Raw genomic sequence first — 17,588 nt, forward strand, 5'->3', positions numbered from 1 at the left:
GTTACAAGCCGTCCCGCGACGCCGCCTATGGTCGCATGCCTGCTTTTGGCCAATGCAAAGTCGACGCGGCAGCACTGTCGCAATCACTCGGCCGAACTTCGCCTTGACGAAAACGCCGGCGCGGACAACAAACCCATCCATGCTGAATCAGACCAAACCGGATCCTGTTCGCTCGCCGCTGCTGGAAGCGGCCAAGCCGCGAGGTATCCGCCATGGCTATTTCACCCGTATCGGCGGCGTCTCCGGCGGCATCTATCAGGGACTTAACATCGGCACCGGGTCGGATGACGATCAGATGCTGGTCGCCGAGAACCGCCGCCGCGTCGCTGCCTGGATGGGTGTGCCGGCCAGCCATCTCCTGACCGCGCATCAGGTCCACTCGCCCGATGTCGTCATTGCCAGGGAACCCTTTCCCGGCCCGCGGCCCAAGGCCGACGCCATCGTCACCGACCGGCCGGGCATCGCCATCGGCGCCTCGACGGCCGATTGCGGCCCGGTGCTGTTCGCCGATGCGCAAGCGCGCATCATTGGCGCTGCACACGCCGGCTGGAAGGGCGCTTTCACCGGTGTGCTTGAAAACACCATTGCCGCGATGGAAAGCCTCGGCGCCCGCCGTGAGCGCATCATTGCGGTTCTCGGTCCTTCGATCGGCCCCGACAATTACGAGGTCGGGCCGGAATTCGTCGCCCGTTTCGTCGAAGCCGATGCCGAAAACATCCGCTATTTCGCGCCTTCGGCCAATCCGGCGCATGTAATGTTCGATCTCAACCTCTATACGGTCGACCGGCTGAAGAAGGCTGGCGTGACCGCGCAGGGGCTTGGCCGCTGCACCTATGCCGAGGAGGATCTCTTCTTTTCCTACCGGCGCGCGACGCATCGCAAGCAACCGGACTACGGTCGGCAGGTTTCGGCAATTGTTTTGGAGAACGGATAATGGCGCTGCATTTCGAACGGTCGGAATTTGACGCCCGGCGTGACCGGTTGATGATCGAGATGACGGAAAAGAAGCTCGATGCTGTACTGCTTTTCGCCCAGGAGAGCATGTACTGGCTAACCGGCTACGACACGTTTGGCTTCTGTTTCTTCCAGTCCCTGGTTGTGAAGGCTGACGGCTCGATGGTGCTGCTCACCCGCTCGGCCGATTTGCGCCAGGCGCGCCACACGTCGATCATCGACAACATCGTGCTGTGGACCGACCGCGACGGCGCCAACCCGGCGATCGACCTGCGCAACCTGCTCAACGACCTCAATCTCCTCGGCGCCCGCATCGGCGTCGAATACGACACCCATGGCCTGACCGCCTTCAATGGCCGCCGCGTCGACGAGCAGCTGCAGACCTTCGGCCAGATCGCCGACGCCTCCGGTATTGTCGGCCGTCTGCGCCTGTTCAAGAGCCCGGCTGAAATCGCCAAGGCCGAAAAGGCCGCCAACCTTTCCGACGACGCGCTCGACGCGGCCCTGCCGCTGATCAAGCAGGGCGGCGACGAAGCGCTGATCCTTGCCGCCATGCAGGGCGCGGTGTTTGCCGGCGGCGGCGACTATCCGGCCAATGAATTCATCATCGGCTCGGGCATCGACGCGCTGCTCTGCCGCTACAAGGCCGGGCGCCGCAAGCTGACCAAGAACGATCAGCTGACGCTCGAATGGGCCGGCGTGTTCCATCACTATCACGCGCCGATGATGCGCACCGTGCTGACCGGCAAGGCGTCGAAGCGCCATCAGGAGCTGTTCGACGCCGCCCGCGCGGCTCTTCTGGCGGTCGAGAAGGCGATGACGCCCGGCAACACCTTCGGCGACGTCTTCGACGCGCATGCCCGCACGCTGGAGGCGCACAGCCTGACCAAGCATCGGTTGAACGCCTGCGGCTATTCCGTCGGCGCCCGCTTCACCCCGTCCTGGATGGATATGCCGATGTTCTACCAGGGCAATCCCGAGCCGATCGCGCCCAACATGACATTGTTCGCGCACATGATCATCATGGACTCCGAAACCGAGACGGCGATGACGCTTGGCCGCACCTACCTGACCACCGAATCCCAGCCGACGCCGCTTTCACGCCATGATCTCGACTTGATCGTACAGTGAATCCATAATGGTTGGTCCACGCGGGGGCGTTCGCGACTAAGGAGTTTTCGGGCAGATGAGACGATCGCATGTGACGACCGTGTCATTGCTCGCAGCGCTTGTGCTGGCCGCTTGCACCAATGCCAAGGACGTCCTTGAGCCGTCCGCCATCACGCCGCCGGCAGCCTCGGCCCAACCGGCTCAGCCCTTGGCTGCCCCGGGCATCGCGCCCGCCGCCACACCAGCGCCGGCCGTCGGCGCCACGACACCCGCCAACCCCGCGCAGAGCGCCGCCGCTTTGTCGAAGACCCGGCTGCAGATCGCGCCGATCGTCGGCGCCTCCGTGGAAGCGGCAACGCCGCTGACGGCCGAACTGCAGACACGCGCCAAGCAGCGCGGCATCACCCTTGCCGGCAGCGCCGACCAGGCCGCCACCCATGTGCTGAAGGGCTACTTCTCGACCATGACGGAAGGCAAGGATACCACCGTTATCTATGTCTGGGACGTCTATGACCCCGCTGGCAACCGGCTACACCGCATCAATGGCCAGCAGAAGGCGCCCTCGGTCAATGCCGCCGAAGGCTGGCCCGCGGTTGCACCCGCTACCATGCAGGCGATCGCCGACCAGACGATCGACCAGTTCGCGGCCTGGCTCGGCGGCAGCGCCGGCTGATCCGCCTGTTACCGGCTTCCGTTCACTGTTGACGTTTTTGAGATTAGCCGGCGGATTCCCGTCAACGAGGCTTGCAATACCGGCACGGCTCGCTACAAGCCCGATTAAGAGGACCTCCCCATCCTTCGCCAGGAACGGTGCATGAAGCTTTTCGCGGGCAATTCCAACCGGGTGCTGGCCGAAGCGGTCGCCCGCTATCTCAATGTCCCGCTGGGCAAGGCCAGCGTCAGACGCTTCGCCGATCAGGAAATCTTCGTCGAAATCCAGGAAAACGTGCGCGGCGAGGATGTCTTCATCCTGCAGTCGACCTCGTTCCCGACCAACGATCATCTGATGGAACTGCTCATCATGATCGATGCCTTCATGCGCTCCTCGGCCAAGCGCATCACCGCGGTCATCCCCTATTTCGGTTACGCCAGGCAGGATCGCCGGGCCTCGGGCCGCACACCGATCTCGGCCAAGCTGGTCGCCAACATGATCACCCGCGCTGGCGTCGACCGCGTTTTGACGCTCGACCTCCATGCCGGCCAGATCCAGGGTTTTTTCGACATTCCGACCGACAATCTGTTCTCGGTGCCGGTGATGGCCCGTGACGTGAAGGCAAAATACAAACAGCTTGCCAATGTCGTCGTCGTCTCGCCCGACATCGGCGGCGTGGTGCGCGCCCGCGCGCTCGCCAAACGCTTCGACGCACAACTGGCCATCGTCGACAAGCGCCGCGAACGTCCCGGTGAATCCGAAGTGATGAACATCATCGGCGCGGTCGCCGGCAAGGATTGCCTGCTGATCGACGACATCGTCGATTCCGGCGGCACGCTGTGCAATGCCGCCGATGCGCTGCTCGCCAACGGCGCTACCAGCGTCACCGCCTATATCACCCACGGCGTGCTGTCGGGCGGTGCGGTCGCCCGGATCAGCGGCTCGAAGCTGCAGGAACTGGTGATCACCGATTCCATCCAGCCGACGCAAGGCGTGCTCGACGCCCCGAATATCCGCGTCATCTCCATCGCCGACCTGATGGGCGAGGCGATTTCGCGCACAGCGACCGAAGAGTCCGTGTCGAGCCTGTTCGATTAATCCATGTTGCCCAAAAGCGTGCCCACGGGCCTAGCTCGGGGGTAATCTCATTTTTGGAATCTGCCCCAAACCGTCGTGAAAGGAGCGCAGCTGATGCGCAATCGAATCAAGGCTGCAGGCATCGCAGGAATGCTTCTCGCAATCGGCATCGCCAGCGCGGCCTATGCGCCGACAATCGCTCCGGTTTCGACCGCGCAGGCGCAAACGGAATATCTTCCCACCGAAAAGGATTTCATCGGCAAATGGAGCATCGCAGGGTCCGCAATCCGGCCACCGCGTGATCTGAAAGAGCCGGCGAAGCCCGACCAGGAAGCGGCTGCGACCGAATTTCAGCAGACTGTGACCGCCTTTTATGGCGCCTTCGACTATCTGGAGATCACGGCGGACGGCCGCTACAATTTTCACCAACCGGGTGACCCGGCATCGGGGCCTTGCGTCTGGTGCGGGACATGGTCGTTCAAGAACGATTCCCTGTGGCTCGAACTGGACACGGCGCCCAGGCTCGACATCTACGCCGAGGGCGGCGACATGCAGATGACCTACACGGCCGAGCCTGAAGAAACGTCACGATACAAATGGCTTGTTTTCAGCTGGACCAAGGCTGATTGAACTGAGGGTGAGGCGTTCTCGCGCACGCCAACCGAAGCATCGGTGTCAAGCCCGATCTCCTAAGGCGGGCAGTCAGTCCATGGTTGCATTGTGCGAGGAGTTCACCATGGCCATACTGCCCCTCCAATCAACGGAGGAGTAGCAGATGCGGCGTAGGACTTTGCTCGGGCTCGCGGTTTCCATCGCAGCCACCCTTTCAGCACCGGCGGCTTGGGCCGCCGATTTTCCGGACCGGACCATCACCATGGTTGTCCCCTTTTCCGCCGGTGGCTCGACGGATCTGGTCGCGCGCCTAGTCGCCAACAAGATGTCCGAAAAGCTGGGCCAGCAGATTGTCGTCGAAAATGTCGGCGGCGCCGGGGGCAGCATCGGCGCTGCCCAGGTCGCCCGAGCCGAACCGGACGGCTACACGATCCTGATGGGCACGGTCGCAACCCACGCGCTCAACCCGCTGATCCTGAAGACAAAGCCCTACGACGCGGAGAAGGATTTTGCGCCGATATCGTTGCTCGTGCTGGTGCCAAACGTCCTGGTCGTGAACCCTGAATTCCCTGCCAAGAACGTCAAGGAACTGATCGAGATGCTGAAGAAGGATCCGGACAAATATGCCTACGCCTCATCAGGCAATGGCACCCCGCTCCATCTCTCCGGCGAGCTTTTCAAGACGATGGCCGGCGTCAGCATGCAGCACATTCCCTACAAGGGCGCCGGACCGGCCTTGAACGACGTTATCGGCAATCAGGTGCCGATGATGTTCGACAACCTCCCCTCTTCATCGGGCCATATCAAGAGCGGGACGCTGAGAGCGCTTGGCGTCACCACCAAGGAGCGCGTTCCCTCCTTCCCCGACATACCGGCCATTGCCGAAACCATTCCCGGCTATGAAACCTACAGCTGGAACGCTCTGTTCGCGCCCGCAGGCACGCCGCCGGAGGTCGTCGCCGTTCTTCAGAAGGCGGCAGTTGAAGCCCTGAAAGACCCTGATGTGATCGCCCGCATGGCCCAGTTCAGCGCCTCGATCGTGGCCTCCACCCCGGAAGAGCTTGGAGCGCATGTGAAGGCCGAACTCGCCAAATGGGAACCGATCGTCAAGGCCAGCGGCGTTCAGCTGGACTAGGGCCTACGACAAAGTGCTGCGGGCTTTTCCTGGCGCTACGGCGCCGGGGCCTCAAGCCGAGGCTGAGCCCGCCGCATGCCTTCGTCGCGGGCGCCGCGCATATAGCCGCGCGGCGAGGCGCCGAGCATGCGCTTGAACATGGTTATGAATGCCGGCACGCTGTCATAACCGAGGTCGAGCGCCACCCTGGTGATCGGCTCGCCGTCGGCGAGCCTGGGAAGTGCCGCGAACAGGCAGGCCTGCTGGCGCCATGTCGACAAGGACAGTCCGGTCTGGCGGTGGAAGGCACGGGTGAAGGAGCGCCGGCTCATCCCCGCGGCATCGGCCCACTCGTCGATCGTGGCATGCGGCGACGGTGCCGCCACGAAGCGCCGGCAGAGCGCCGCCAGCCTGGGATCAGACGGGAACGGCAGGCCGAGCGGCCGTTCCGGCAAGGTCGGGATCTCGTGCAGCAAGAGGTTCATGATCAACCCGCCGCGGCCTTCCAGTTCGCCGCCTTGCGGCAGCTTTTCCGATTCGACGATCAGGCTGTGCATCAGCTCGGTGATGGCGACGACGCGCAAACCTTCCGGCAGGCCCGGGATCGCGCCCGGCATGACATAGACCGAGCGCATCGAGACATCGCCCAGCATTTCGACGGAATGCTCGGTGCCGGCCGGTATCCACATTGCGTGGTCGGGTGGCACCATCCAGCGCCCGTACCTGGTCGTCACCAGCACGACACCGACCAGCGCATGCAGCAACTGGCTGCGGCTGTGGCGGTGTTGCGGAACGTGGTAGCCGTCGGGATATTCGGTCGGCAAAGCCACCGCCGGCCCGGAAACCTCCTCCAGCCACTGCCAGCGGCTTTCGTGCAATCGGCCGAGATCGGCATTGCCGGCGCGGAAGATATCCCTGCGATGTGGCATCGGCTATGGCCCACTTGCGAAACTATTGGACCAAACCACGAAAGAAGTCGCCTCGCAAGCGGCTTATAAGGCAGCCATCCCCAAGGCGCTCCGCAGGGGCGTCGCCCAAGCGCTTCAGACGAGCGTCCTTAAGGCGGTCCGCGGGAGCGGCCGCCAAGCCTGCCCGCGGGCAAACACCCGCCAAAAAGACCTCGGAGCCTGCCTTGACCGATACGACAGCCACCAGCATTGCACCGCAGCCAAGCGCCAGCCTCCCTTCAGCCCAGGCGACCGCCTTCACCGTCATTCTGGCGGTGAGCTTTTGCCACGGCATCAACGACATCATGCAATCGCTGCTGCCGGCGATCTATCCGCTGCTGAAAGAGAACTACGGTCTCGATTTCTGGCAGATCGGTCTTTTGACCTTCACCTTCCAGGTCACGGCGTCGCTGCTGCAGCCGGTCATCGGCATGATCACCGACAAGCGGCCAATGCCCTATTCGCTGCCCTACGGAATGGCGTCCTCGCTGATTGGCCTGATCGTGCTCGCCTATGCCGGCCACTATGCGCTGCTTCTGGTCGGCGCCTCGCTGATCGGCATCGGCTCGGCGATCTTCCATCCGGAATCCTCGCGCATTGCCCGCTTTGCCTCCGGCGGCCGCTTTGGCCTGGCGCAATCTTTGTTCCAGGTCGGCGGCAATTTCGGCCAGTCGATGGGGCCGCTGCTCGCTGCCTTCATCGTCGTGCCCTTCGGCCAGACCAGCATTTCATGGTTCGCCGTCGGTTCTCTGATCGGCATCATCGTTTTGTCGCGGGTCGGCGGCTGGTACAGCCGGATGCGCGCCGCGCAGGGCAATCGCAAGGCGGCAAGCTTCGTCTCGCCCTTCCCGCGCAAGAAAGTGATGGGTGCGCTCATCGTCCTGACGCTGCTGGTGCTGACCAAGAATGCCTACATCGCCTCGCTCTCCAGCTACTACACCTTCTATTCCATCCATAAGTTCGGCGTGTCGGTGCAGATGAGCCAGGTCATGCTGTTCCTGTTCCTCGGCGCCTCGGCGCTGGGCATCCTGCTCGGCGGACCGTTCGGCGACCGCTACGGCCAGAAGGCGATGATCTGGTTCTCGATCGTCGGCGTGCTGCCGTTCACGCTGGCGCTGCCCTACGCCAATTTCGAATGGACGATGGTGCTGACGGTGCTGATCGGCCTGATCCTGTCCTCGGCCTTCTCCAACATCGTCGTGTTTGCGCAGGAGTTGGTGCCGGGACGTGTCGGCACCATCGCCGGGATCTTCTTCGGCTTCGCCTTCGGCATGGGCGGCATTGCAGCCGCCGTGCTCGGCGCCGTCGCCGACATGAAGGGCATCGATTTCGTCTTCCAGATCTGCTCGTATCTGCCGCTGCTCGGCCTGCTGACGGTGTTCCTGCCCAACATGAAGGAAGCCAGGAAGGCGCAGGCGGCGACCAGTTAAAACCGCCGATCTTCAGCACTCGACATGAGGGCGTGGCAACTGCGACGCCCTCATGATTCTTTCCCCAAGCGCCAGGTGGAAACCCTGCTAGTGTTCGAACCGCGCGCGCGGGGTAACGCTGCCGCAGACACTTAACGTCTCTGGAGAATGACATGCATAAGATCGTGTTGGCCGTGTTGGGCGTGCTTCTTGTTACCTTGCCGGCGACGGCACGCATCGTTCCCTTTCCGCCGGGTTTCAAGACGCAGTCCGTCGAAACCAACGGCACCAAACTCTATGTGCGCGTTGGCGGCAAGGGTCCCGCCGTCGTGCTGCTGCACGGCTTTGCCGATACCGGAGACATGTGGGGCGCCGCGGCCATCGCCCTCGCAAAGGACCACACCGTCATCGTGCCGGACCTGCGCGGCATGGGTCTGTCGGCCCACCCGGAAGCGGGCTACGCCAAGAAGAACCAGGCCGTCGACATCGCCGGCGTGTTGGATGCCCTGAAGATCGACAAGGCAGATCTCGTCACCCACGACATCGGCAACATGGTCGGCTATGCGCTCGCCGCTCAGTATCCCAAGCGCATCACCAAATGGGTTATCATCGACGCGCCGCTGCCCGGCATAGGCGACTGGGAAAAGATCAAGCAAAGCCCGCTGCTTTGGCACTTCAACTTCCGCGGCCCTGATATGGAGCGGCTGGTCGCGGGGCGCGAGCGCATCTATCTCGACCGCTTCTACAACGAGTTGTCGGCTGACCCCAAGAAGATCGACGAGGCGACGCGCAGGCACTACGCCAAACTCTATGCCCGCCCGCATGCGATGCATGACGCCTTCGAGCAGTTCAAGGCGTTTGACCAGGACGCGATCGACAACCAGGCGATGCTTGCCGCCGGCGGCAAACTGACCATGCCGGTACTGGCTGTCGGCGGTGAAAAATCCGCTGGCACTACGCAGGCCGATCTCCTGCGGCTTGTTGCGACCGATGTCACGGGCGGCATCGTGCCCGCTTCCGGACACTGGATCATGGAGGAAAACCCCGACGACACCGTCAAACTGATCACTGGTTTTCTCGATAAATAGGCACTGTCCCGCTGACATTTCGGCGAAAGCAAATGCACCCGCCCGGCGGCGGGTGCCTTGCCTATCCAACTGGACGATGTCTATTCAACTGAACGATTCTACGCCTTGAAGAACGCCAGCAGGTCGGCGTTGATCACATCGGCGTGCGTGGTCGCCATGCCGTGCGGAAAACCCTTGTAGACCTTGAGCTCGCCCTTTTTGAGGAGCTTGACAGCCAGCAGCGCGGAGTCGGTGATCGGAACGATCTGGTCGTCGTCGCCATGCATGACCAGCACCGGCACGTCGATGGCCTTCAGATCGTCGGTGAAGTCGGTTTCCGAGAACGCCTTGATGCAATCATAATGCGCCTTGGTGCCGCCCATCATGCCCTGGCGCCACCAATTCTCGACGACAGCCTGCGATACCTGGGCGCCGGGGCGGTTGAAGCCGTAGAACGGGCCGGCCGCAATATCGTGGAAAAACTGGGCGCGGTTGGCTGCCTGGGCGGAGCGGAAACCATCGAACACCTCGATCGGCAGGCCACCCGGATTGGCCGCCGTCTTCAGCATGATCGGCGGCACCGCGCCGAGCAGTGCGGCCTTGGCGACACGGCCACCGGAACCGTACTTCGCGACATAGCGGGCCACTTCGCCGCCACCGGTGGAATGGCCGACATGGATCGCGTCCTTGAGGTCGAGATGCGCCGCAAGCTCCGCGACATCAGCGGCGTAGGTGTCCATCTCGTTGCCGGTATCGGTCTGGGTGGAGCGGCCATGGCCGCGCCGGTCATGGGCAATGACGCGATAGCCCTTGGACAGGAAGAACAGCATCTGGGCGTCCCAGTCGTCGCTGCTCAGCGGCCAGCCGTGATGGAAGACGATGGGTTGTCCCGTTCCCCAATCCTTGTAGAAAATTTCGGTGCCGTCCTTGGTGGTGATCGTGCTGCTGCCGGGCTTGGTCATCTCGCTCTCCATTGATTGCTTCCGCGATAATCAATATCGCGATAACCATACGACTAGCGCAGGTCCAAATCCTTGTCTACAGAAAATATGTATCGCGATATCATTTTTCGTGGTACATATTGATGTGCTCAGTCGGCAAAGGAATGCCTCGTGCCTCTCCCGTTGGACAACCAGCTCTGCTTCACGCTTTACGCCACCAGCATGGCAATCAATCGCACCTACAAGCCCATGCTGGACGAGATGGGCATCACCTATCCGCAATATCTCGTGCTGAACGCACTTGCCGAAGCCGGCGGGATGTCGGTCGGCTCGATTGCGCACAGGCTCGCTTTGGAATCGAGCACCATCACGCCGCTGGTGAAGCGCATGGAACAGGCCGGTCTCGTCACCCGCCAGCGCAGCCAGACGGACGAGCGCCAGGTGCAGGTCGACCTGACGCCTGCCGGCCGCGCGCTGCTCGTCCAGTGCAACTGCCTCAACGAAACCCTGATCGAACGCTCGGGCATGACGATGGCTGATCTCGATGCCTTGAATCGGCGGATCCAGGCGCTGCGCGAAGCGTTGAGCAGCAAGCCGGACTAGCTGCCCTACAAACACGCCAGGCTTAATCCTTGCCGGCCAGCCAGCGCACGACGTTGCCCATCAGCTTGCCGTAGAGCGGCCATCCCAAAAAGTCCTGCGACAGCCAGTGTGGGCCGATGTCGGTCGCCCACGCGACGGTGCGGCCACGGCCATGCTCACGAACCGCAAGCAGCGGCCAGTCCGTGCCGCGATACTGGCAGGTCGCCAGAAGCTAGGACGAGCCGTCGCGCCTGAAATCGAGTTTGTTCATGCCGAGGATCGGCGGCAACGGACCCGCGACACCGGCAAGGATCGGATGCGACGCCTGAAGGATCGACGGCTGCAGGCCTTGCGGCACTTCCAGCCCGTCCGAGAATGGCAGGCAGCGCACGGGCAGCACGTCCTCGACCGGGGTGTCGTGGAAACGCGCCGTGCCGAACAGGCCTTGGAACCCCATATAGCCGCCGGCCAGCATCAGCCCGCCGCCGCCTTCGACATAGGCCTTGAGGACGTCGAGGCGGTTGACGCCGATGCGCCCGGCGCGGGCCTCCGGCGTGACCAGCAAGGTCAGCGCGCCGACATCGGAGATCACCACCGCCTGGTATTCGGCCAGCGCGTCGAGGTCATACGGAAATTCGGCCGCACAGCGATCGCCACCGATCTGCGTCACCGCTATGCGCTCTGCGGCAAGGGCGGCATTGAAGGCCGTCGCGCCATTCACCCATGTCGCACTTGTCAGAACGTCGCCGCCGGCAGCGACCGACGTCGTCGCCGCGAAGGTCTCGCCTGCCAGCAAGAGTTTCATCGTCGCCCTCACGCTTTTCGACTGACAATTGAACGAGCGGGCGCCGGCTTGAACCGGCGCCCGCCGGGCCTTGGGAGGCTTAGAACTTAAACTCGGCCAGGTTTTCCGGCGTCACGATCTTGGCCGGGCCAAGGATCAGTTCGCCGCTGGCGCCGATCGTGTACTCGCCGAGCCTGCCTGCCGTGAACTTCTCACCTTCCTTGCCGGTGATCTTGCACTGCGCCAGCGCCTGGGCCGCCTGATAGGTCAGGTAGCCGAGATCGGTGACATTCCACCAGATATCCTGGGCAGCGCCATCCTTGATGTATTTCGAAATCAAAGTGGCCGGCGCAAGGCCGGTCAGCTTGACCTTGCCGATCATACCGGCTTCCTCGAGTGCGCGCGCGGCCGCCGGAAGGCCTATGCCTGCCGGCACGATGATCACCTTGAGATCCGGAAACGCCTGCACCAGCGCCAAGGCCTGCTGCTGGTTGACCTGCTCGCTCTCCTCGCCATAGGCGACCTGCACCAGTTTCATCTTGGCGTATTTCGGCTCTGCCGCCATCTTCGCCTTCATGAAGTCGATCCAGGCGTTCTGGTTGGTCGCCGTCGGCGTCGACGACAGGATGGCGAACTCGCCTTCGCCGCCGCTGAGGTTGAATGCGCTTTCCAGCATCATTTCGGCCAGACTGTCGCCCTTCACCTGGTTCACGAACACCGCGCGCACATCGGCCGCGACGTCGGAATCGTACGAGATCACCCGGACGCCTTGCTGAACGGCGCGCTTCAGCGCAGGCGCAACGGCATTGGCGTCGTTGCCGGCGATAGCGATGACGCCGACCTTCTGCGACACAAGGCTGTTGATGAATTCGATCTGTGCCTCGGCCGTCGCCTGCGACGGGGCGACCTGGGTGGCGGTGCCGCCAATTTCCTTCGCCGCCTCTTCGGCGCCGCCGAAAGCCACCTTGAAGTAGGGATCGGTGTCGAGCTTGGGCAGGAAGCCGACGGTCACCGGTTCCTTGGCGCATTCCTGGCTGTAGGCCAGCGAGGCCGGCGCAAGCAGAACCGCGGATGCGAGCAGGGCTATTCTAAACGCTTTCATTGTGTCTCCTCCGTCAGAATTCGGGCTTGAAGAAAGGGGCCCGAGATCACCCCTTGGTTTCGCGCAGGACGCGCGATCTTGACAGCCGCTCCTCCAGGGAGCGCCAGTAATTGCCGACCAGCAGCGAGCCGATCAGAAGCAGGCCGATGATCATGCCTTGAGCGTCGCCGCCGATCTGGTTGAGCGCCAGCACATTTCGGATGATGGCGATCAACAGCAGCGCCAGCATGACCCCCGTGAGCCGCCCCTTACCACCGAAGACGCTGACGCCGCCGAGCAGCACGATGGTGATGACATCGAGCTCCATGCCGAGCGCATTGTTGGCGCGGGCGTTGGAGAGGCGCGCGGTGTAGACGATGCCGGCGATGGCTGCGACCATGCCCGAAACGACGAACAGCTTCAGCACCATTTTGCGCGTATCGATGCCGGAATAACGCGCCACTTCGGGGCTGCCGCCGAGCGCATAGATGCGCTTGCCGGTCGGCGTCTTCTGCAGCACCACCGCGAAGATCGGCGCCAGCAGCAGGAACGGCACGATGGTCCACGGGATTTGTGTGCCCGGCAGATTGCTGATGCCGAAATCGACGACCGCCGGCGGCAATATGTTGACCGAACCGGTGCCGAGCAGGATGTAGCCAATGCCCCGATAGAGCGCCATGGTGCCGAGCGTCACCACCAGCGACTGCAGCCCCAGCCCTGAAACCAGATAGCCATTGAAGGCGCCGAGCAGGCCGCCGAAGACCAGCGTCAGCGGAATGGCCGCCAGCGTCGGCACGCCGCCCTGGACGAGCAGGCCAAACACCACGGATGTCAGCGCCAGCACCGAGGCGATCGACAGGTCGATCTCGCGGGTGATGATGAGCAGCGTCATCGGCAGGATCAGCAACGCCTTTTCCGAGGCGCTCGCCGCCAGCTGAGAAAGGTTAAAGCCGGAAACGAAATTCGGCACGAAGACCGCCGCATAGACGAAGACAGCGAGGCAGGCGGTCGCCAGCAGCAGATCCCAGAAGTCGATCGAGCGGATAAACTTTTTCATCTCGCCCTCGCCTGTCTTGCCTGTTCGGCACGCCGCGCGATGAAGGTGTCGATGCCGATGGCAACCAGGATCACCAGGCCATAGACGCCCTGCAGCCAGAGCGGGTCGACACGCACCAGCGTCAGCCCGTTCTTGATGACCAAGAGCGTGAGCGCGCCAAGGATGATGCCGAGCAGCGTGCCCGAGCCGCCGCGGATGGCGACGCCGCCGACCACCGCAGAGGCGATCACCGTGAGTTCGAAGCCGAGCGCGACGCGGGCATCGATGGTGGCGTAGCGCGAAGCCCACAGGGCGCCGCACAGGCCGCCTAGCAGGCCGGCCATGCCGAAGGCCAGCAGGATGCGCCGGTCGACCGGAATGCCGATCAGCCTTGCGCCGTCCGGGTTGGAACCGGTGGCAAACAGCTCGCGCCCGGTTGCGGTGCGATAGAGCAGCACATAGCCGGCGCACAGGATGACAATAGCGATGATGACGATCAGCGGCACGCCTGCGATCTTCAGCCCGGTCATGTCGAGCCAGGCTTGCGTGACTTCGTCGGCGCTGACCTGGTCGCCCGCCGCCCAGATCGAGTTGAAACCGCGGAAGATCGACATCGAAGCCAGCGTAACGACGATGGCCGGGATCTTTCCCCTGGTAACGACAAGGCCGTTGAGCAGTCCGGCAAAGCCGCCGACGGCGCAGGCGGTGATCAGGCCGATGCCGATGTCCAATCCGGGATAGGCCTGAACCATGCTGGCCGCCATATAGGCGGAGAGGCCGATCACAGCTGCGATCGACAGGTCGATGTTGCGGGTGATCAGCACCAGCATCTGCGCCAGTGCGGCGACAATCAGCAAGGCCGCGTCCATCGACACAGCGGTGAGGTTCGCCGCGCTCACCATGCGCGGGTTGATGATGGTGACCGGAATGGCGACGGCGAGCATTGCCGCAAGCAGGCCGAATTCCCGCCGCTTCAGAAAATCGAACGGTCCTTTTGCCTTTTCCTCCTCGGCGGCGCGTTCTATCTGCGCTGCCTGGCCGGCACGTTCATCGGTCCTGGTCGCCGCTTCCAGTACTTTTTCCTGCGTGGCTTGCCCGCGCGAAAACTCGGCAGTCTGGCGGCCTTCGCGCAGCACGATAATGCGGTCGCACATGCCGATCAGTTCGGGCATCTCTGACGAGATCAGCAGGATCGCCATGCCTTGCGCGGCAAGGTCAGCAATCATTGCATGCACTTCCGCCTTGGTACCGACATCGATGCCTTGCGTCGGCTCGTCGAGGATGAGCACGCGCGGCTCGGTGCGCAGCCATTTGGCCAGCACCACCTTCTGCTGGTTGCCGCCGGATAACTCTTTCACCGGCTGCCCATAACCGGAAAAGCGCAGCTTCATGCGCTTCAGCCAGTCCGCCACCAGACCGATGGCGCGGTCGGTGCCGTAGAGACCGCGTTGTGCGGCCTTGTCGAGAACAGGTAGCACCGCATTGTCGAGGATGGAGAAATCCATCACCAGGCTCTGGCCCATGCGATCTTCCGACACATAGGCGATGCGCGCATCCATGGCGTCGCGCGCCGAGGCGAACTGCACGGGCTTGCCGTCGATCAGGATTTCGCCGGCGTCGGGCCGGTCGATACCGAACAGCACGCGCGCAATCTCGGTGCGTCCGCTGCCGACCAGGCCGCCAAGCCCCAGCACCTCGCCGGCGTGAAGCTTGAGGTCGATACCGGCAAACCCGCCGGCGCGCGAAAGTCCCTTCGCCTCCAGCACCAGCGCGCCTGAGGCATGGCGCCGTTCGGGATAGAGGTCGGTGACTTCACGCCCGACCATCATGCTGATGGCGGCAGCGCGGCCAAGCTCGGCCTTCGGCTTGACGCCGATCAGGCGCCCGTCACGCAGCACGGCGATGCGGTCGGCGATGCGGAAGATTTCATCCATGCGGTGGCCGACGAACATCATCGCCACGCCATGCAGCCTGAGATCGGCAACGACGGAAAACAGCCGCTCGACCTCGCGCTGTGACAGCGCCGCCGTGGGCTCGTCCATGATCAGCACGCGGGCATCCAGCGACAGCGCGCGGGCGATCTCGACCAGTTGTTGTTCAGAGGTACGCAGTGTTCCCAGCCGCGTTGCCGCCGGCACGTCGAGCCCGACGGTAGCCAGCACCTTGCGGGCGCCGGCCAGCATGGCGGCATTGTCGATGCCGCCAAAGCGGTCGCGCGGCATGTGGCCGAGATAGATGTTCTCCGCCACCGACAGATCGGGAAACAAGCCAGGATGCTGGTGCATGACCGCAATGCCGGCCGCCTGCGCGTCATGCGGCGAATGGAAAGCTGCTGGCTTGCCGTCGACCTCGACGTGACCGCTGGTGGGGGAATGCACGCCGGCCAGAAGCTTCACGCAGGTGCTCTTGCCGGCGCCGTTTTCGCCAAGCAGCGCCAGCACCTCGCCGGAGCGCAATTCGAAGGAGGCGTCCTTGAGCGCAATCGTGCCGCCGAAAGCCTTCGTCGCCTGAACCAGGGCAATGGGAACAGCCCGCACCACCGCAGCGTCGGCTTCGCTTTGTGTGCCCGAGTGCAGCACGTCTCCTCCCTGCCTAGTTATTTTTTCAATTTGCTATATTAAATAGCGCAAAGGCGCAACGGCAAAATTGACTTCCATGGTTCCGACGCGCACTGTCGCCGCCAGCATAGGCATCGCAGGGTGCGCTCGGCCGCAGGTGGTTTGCGGGCTTCGCGCCGGGAACGGGACATTTGGGGAGTGTTCGGGTTTTGTCAGGGAAAGGCAGCAATTCTGTCAAAGTTCGGCACTATAATGAGCGTTTCGTGCTCGACGCCATCCGTCGCCTCAAGGAAGCCTCCAAGTCCGATCTGGCGCGCGCGGCAAGCCTGACGCCGGCGGCCGTCGCTGCCATCGTCGACGGCTTGGAATCTTCCGGATTCGTAAAGCAAGTGGGAAAAAGGTTCGGGCAGCGCGGTTCGCCCTCCACGCTGTACCGGCTGACGCCGGAGCGCATCTACAGCGTCGGCATCAAGATCGGCCGGCGTGCGCTGGAAGCCGTTCTGGTCGACTTCGCCGGTGAAATCCGCGCAAGAGAGTCGCACGAATACCGCTTCCCCGATCCTGATCTGGTGCTGAAGGCCGGCAACATGGCGCTGGCCACGTTCGAGAAACTCGTCGACGGACTTGGCGATGCAAGCATCGTCGGCGTCGGCATTGCCTCCCCCTATTTCCTCGGCGGCTGGAGCGAGGAACTCGGCTTTCCCGACGATCTCGGCAGCCGCTGGGAAGCGATCGACCTGACGACATGCTTTGCCACGCCGGCAAAGACGCCGGTGTTCGTGGAAAACGACGCCACGTCGGCGGCGCTGGCCGAACTTGTCCAGGGCGCCGGCGCCCGCTTCCGCGATTTCATGCACATCTCGATCGACACCTTCGTCGGCGGCGGCCTGGTGCAAGGCGGCAGGGTCCATACCGGCCCGCATGGCAACACCGCAGCACTCGGGCCCTTGCCGGTCTCGCCCTCGAGCCTCGATTCGGTCGCGGCCAAACCGGCGCGCTACCAGAGCCTGCTGCATCGCGCCTCGATCTATGTGCTGGTCAATCACCTGAGGTCGCGCGGCGTGGTGATCAACCGCGTGCGAGAGCTCGATCCGTTGCCGCCCGAGGCGCGCGCGCCCTTGTTCGAATGGATCGACGATTGCGCGAGCGCGCTGGTCGAGGCGATCATCGCCATCACCTCCATCATCGATATCGAGGCCATCGTTCTCGACTCGATCCTGCCCAGGCCGATCCATCTCGAACTGCTGGCAAGGGTGCAGGCCCAGTTCAACCAGGCCAGCGCCATCGGCATCGTGGCGCCGGAGATCGTGCCGGGGCAATTCGGCCCCGAAGCGTCCTCGATCGGCGCCGCCATGCTGCCGTTCTCGGCGCTGCTGGCGCCCGACAGCGGCGTGCTCATGATCGGCAAGGACCGGACGAAACTGCTGAGCGCTCTGTCCACGCTCGGTGGCGCCAAGGGAAACGGATCAAATCCGCCCACCGACCTGCCGGCCTGAGCGCAATGCGGCGCGCCCAACGCAGGCATCGGCCGCCCGATGGCTTGCACGCCTGCCCGCCTTCCGCTATAGAGCCGCCACCCGCGTAGACACCCTTGGAGGCAACGCGGCGGAAGGCTGCCTTCCCTTGTGATCCCGAACAAAGCTCCGCGTATGCGGTTTCTGGCA

General features: G+C 63.4%; 15 protein-coding genes and 1 pseudogene. 10 read left to right on the top strand and 6 right to left on the bottom strand.

Annotation, left to right across the window (positions count from 1 at the left end):
* Window positions 1-139: 139 nt before the first annotated feature.
* The 6 genes from pgeF (at window position 140) to NKJ78_RS10105 (ending at window position 5,540) form a co-directional block, all read left to right on the top strand.
* Window positions 140-934 (top strand): peptidoglycan editing factor PgeF, encoded by a 795-nt coding sequence (gene pgeF / locus NKJ78_RS10080; protein WP_352459855.1) that lies wholly within the window; start codon window positions 140-142, stop codon window positions 932-934.
* Window positions 934-2,085: a M24 family metallopeptidase gene (locus NKJ78_RS10085; RefSeq protein ID WP_352459854.1), complete on the top strand. Its 1,152-nt coding sequence runs from the start codon at window positions 934-936 to the stop codon at window positions 2,083-2,085. The genes pgeF and NKJ78_RS10085 overlap by 1 nt, the downstream gene beginning before the upstream one ends.
* A gap of 55 nt (window positions 2,086-2,140) precedes the next feature.
* Window positions 2,141-2,737: a hypothetical protein gene (locus NKJ78_RS10090; protein WP_023686118.1), complete on the top strand. Its 597-nt coding sequence runs from the start codon at window positions 2,141-2,143 to the stop codon at window positions 2,735-2,737.
* A 141-nt stretch (window positions 2,738-2,878) separates the two neighbouring features.
* Window positions 2,879-3,814 (top strand): ribose-phosphate pyrophosphokinase, encoded by a 936-nt coding sequence (locus NKJ78_RS10095; RefSeq protein ID WP_023686119.1) that lies wholly within the window; start codon window positions 2,879-2,881, stop codon window positions 3,812-3,814.
* 93 nt (window positions 3,815-3,907) lie between these two features.
* Window positions 3,908-4,423: a hypothetical protein gene (locus NKJ78_RS10100; protein WP_352459853.1), complete on the top strand. Its 516-nt coding sequence runs from the start codon at window positions 3,908-3,910 to the stop codon at window positions 4,421-4,423.
* A 145-nt stretch (window positions 4,424-4,568) separates the two neighbouring features.
* Entirely contained in the window at window positions 4,569-5,540 is a 972-nt protein-coding gene (locus NKJ78_RS10105) for a Bug family tripartite tricarboxylate transporter substrate binding protein (protein WP_352459852.1), read from the top strand.
* Window positions 5,541-5,575: 35 nt separating this feature from the next.
* Here NKJ78_RS10105 and NKJ78_RS10110 read toward each other — a convergent pair whose 3' ends face one another.
* Window positions 5,576-6,448 (bottom strand): AraC family transcriptional regulator, encoded by an 873-nt coding sequence (locus tag NKJ78_RS10110; protein WP_352459851.1) that lies wholly within the window; start codon window positions 6,446-6,448, stop codon window positions 5,576-5,578.
* 203 nt (window positions 6,449-6,651) lie between these two features.
* Between NKJ78_RS10110 and NKJ78_RS10115 the strand changes: the two genes are divergently transcribed.
* Window positions 6,652-7,896 (top strand): MFS transporter, encoded by a 1,245-nt coding sequence (locus NKJ78_RS10115; protein ID WP_352459850.1) that lies wholly within the window; start codon window positions 6,652-6,654, stop codon window positions 7,894-7,896.
* Between the two features lie 152 nt (window positions 7,897-8,048).
* Window positions 8,049-8,963 carry an alpha/beta fold hydrolase gene (locus NKJ78_RS10120; protein WP_352459849.1) on the top strand — a complete coding sequence of 305 codons (915 nt, stop codon included), beginning with the start codon at window positions 8,049-8,051 and terminating at the stop codon, window positions 8,961-8,963.
* A gap of 98 nt (window positions 8,964-9,061) precedes the next feature.
* On the opposite strand, the gene NKJ78_RS10125 is transcribed toward NKJ78_RS10120, so the two are convergent.
* Window positions 9,062-9,904, bottom strand: coding sequence for an alpha/beta fold hydrolase (locus tag NKJ78_RS10125; RefSeq protein WP_155923213.1), 843 nt, complete (start codon window positions 9,902-9,904; stop codon window positions 9,062-9,064).
* A 150-nt stretch (window positions 9,905-10,054) separates the two neighbouring features.
* Here NKJ78_RS10125 and NKJ78_RS10130 point away from each other — a divergent pair, with 150 nt between their 5' ends.
* On the top strand, window positions 10,055-10,486 hold the full coding sequence (locus NKJ78_RS10130; RefSeq protein WP_023670043.1) for a MarR family winged helix-turn-helix transcriptional regulator: 432 nt from the start codon (window positions 10,055-10,057) through the stop codon (window positions 10,484-10,486).
* Between the two features lie 22 nt (window positions 10,487-10,508).
* Here NKJ78_RS10130 and NKJ78_RS10135 read toward each other — a convergent pair.
* From NKJ78_RS10135 to NKJ78_RS10150, 4 genes and pseudogenes are all read right to left on the bottom strand, one after another.
* A pseudogene (locus NKJ78_RS10135) lies at window positions 10,509-11,270 on the bottom strand (glutamine amidotransferase).
* Between the two features lie 79 nt (window positions 11,271-11,349).
* Window positions 11,350-12,351, bottom strand: a complete 1,002-nt coding sequence (locus NKJ78_RS10140) for a rhamnose ABC transporter substrate-binding protein (RefSeq protein ID WP_352459848.1) — start codon at window positions 12,349-12,351, stop codon at window positions 11,350-11,352.
* A gap of 46 nt (window positions 12,352-12,397) precedes the next feature.
* The gene (locus NKJ78_RS10145) at window positions 12,398-13,387 is read right to left on the bottom strand and encodes an ABC transporter permease (protein WP_023691580.1); all 990 of its coding nucleotides are present in this window, start codon (window positions 13,385-13,387) and stop codon (window positions 12,398-12,400) included.
* Window positions 13,384-15,945, bottom strand: coding sequence for an ATP-binding cassette domain-containing protein (locus tag NKJ78_RS10150; RefSeq protein ID WP_352459847.1), 2,562 nt, complete (start codon window positions 15,943-15,945; stop codon window positions 13,384-13,386). The genes NKJ78_RS10145 and NKJ78_RS10150 overlap by 4 nt, the downstream gene beginning before the upstream one ends.
* Window positions 15,946-16,187: 242 nt before the next feature.
* On the opposite strand from NKJ78_RS10150, the gene NKJ78_RS10155 reads away from it, so the two are divergent.
* Window positions 16,188-17,420 (top strand): ROK family transcriptional regulator, encoded by a 1,233-nt coding sequence (locus tag NKJ78_RS10155; protein WP_245260363.1) that lies wholly within the window; start codon window positions 16,188-16,190, stop codon window positions 17,418-17,420.
* Window positions 17,421-17,588: the final 168 nt, after the last annotated feature.

The sequence above is a fragment of the Mesorhizobium sp. M0037 genome (genome assembly GCF_040323635.1).
Classification (GTDB): Bacteria; Pseudomonadota; Alphaproteobacteria; order Rhizobiales; family Rhizobiaceae; genus Mesorhizobium.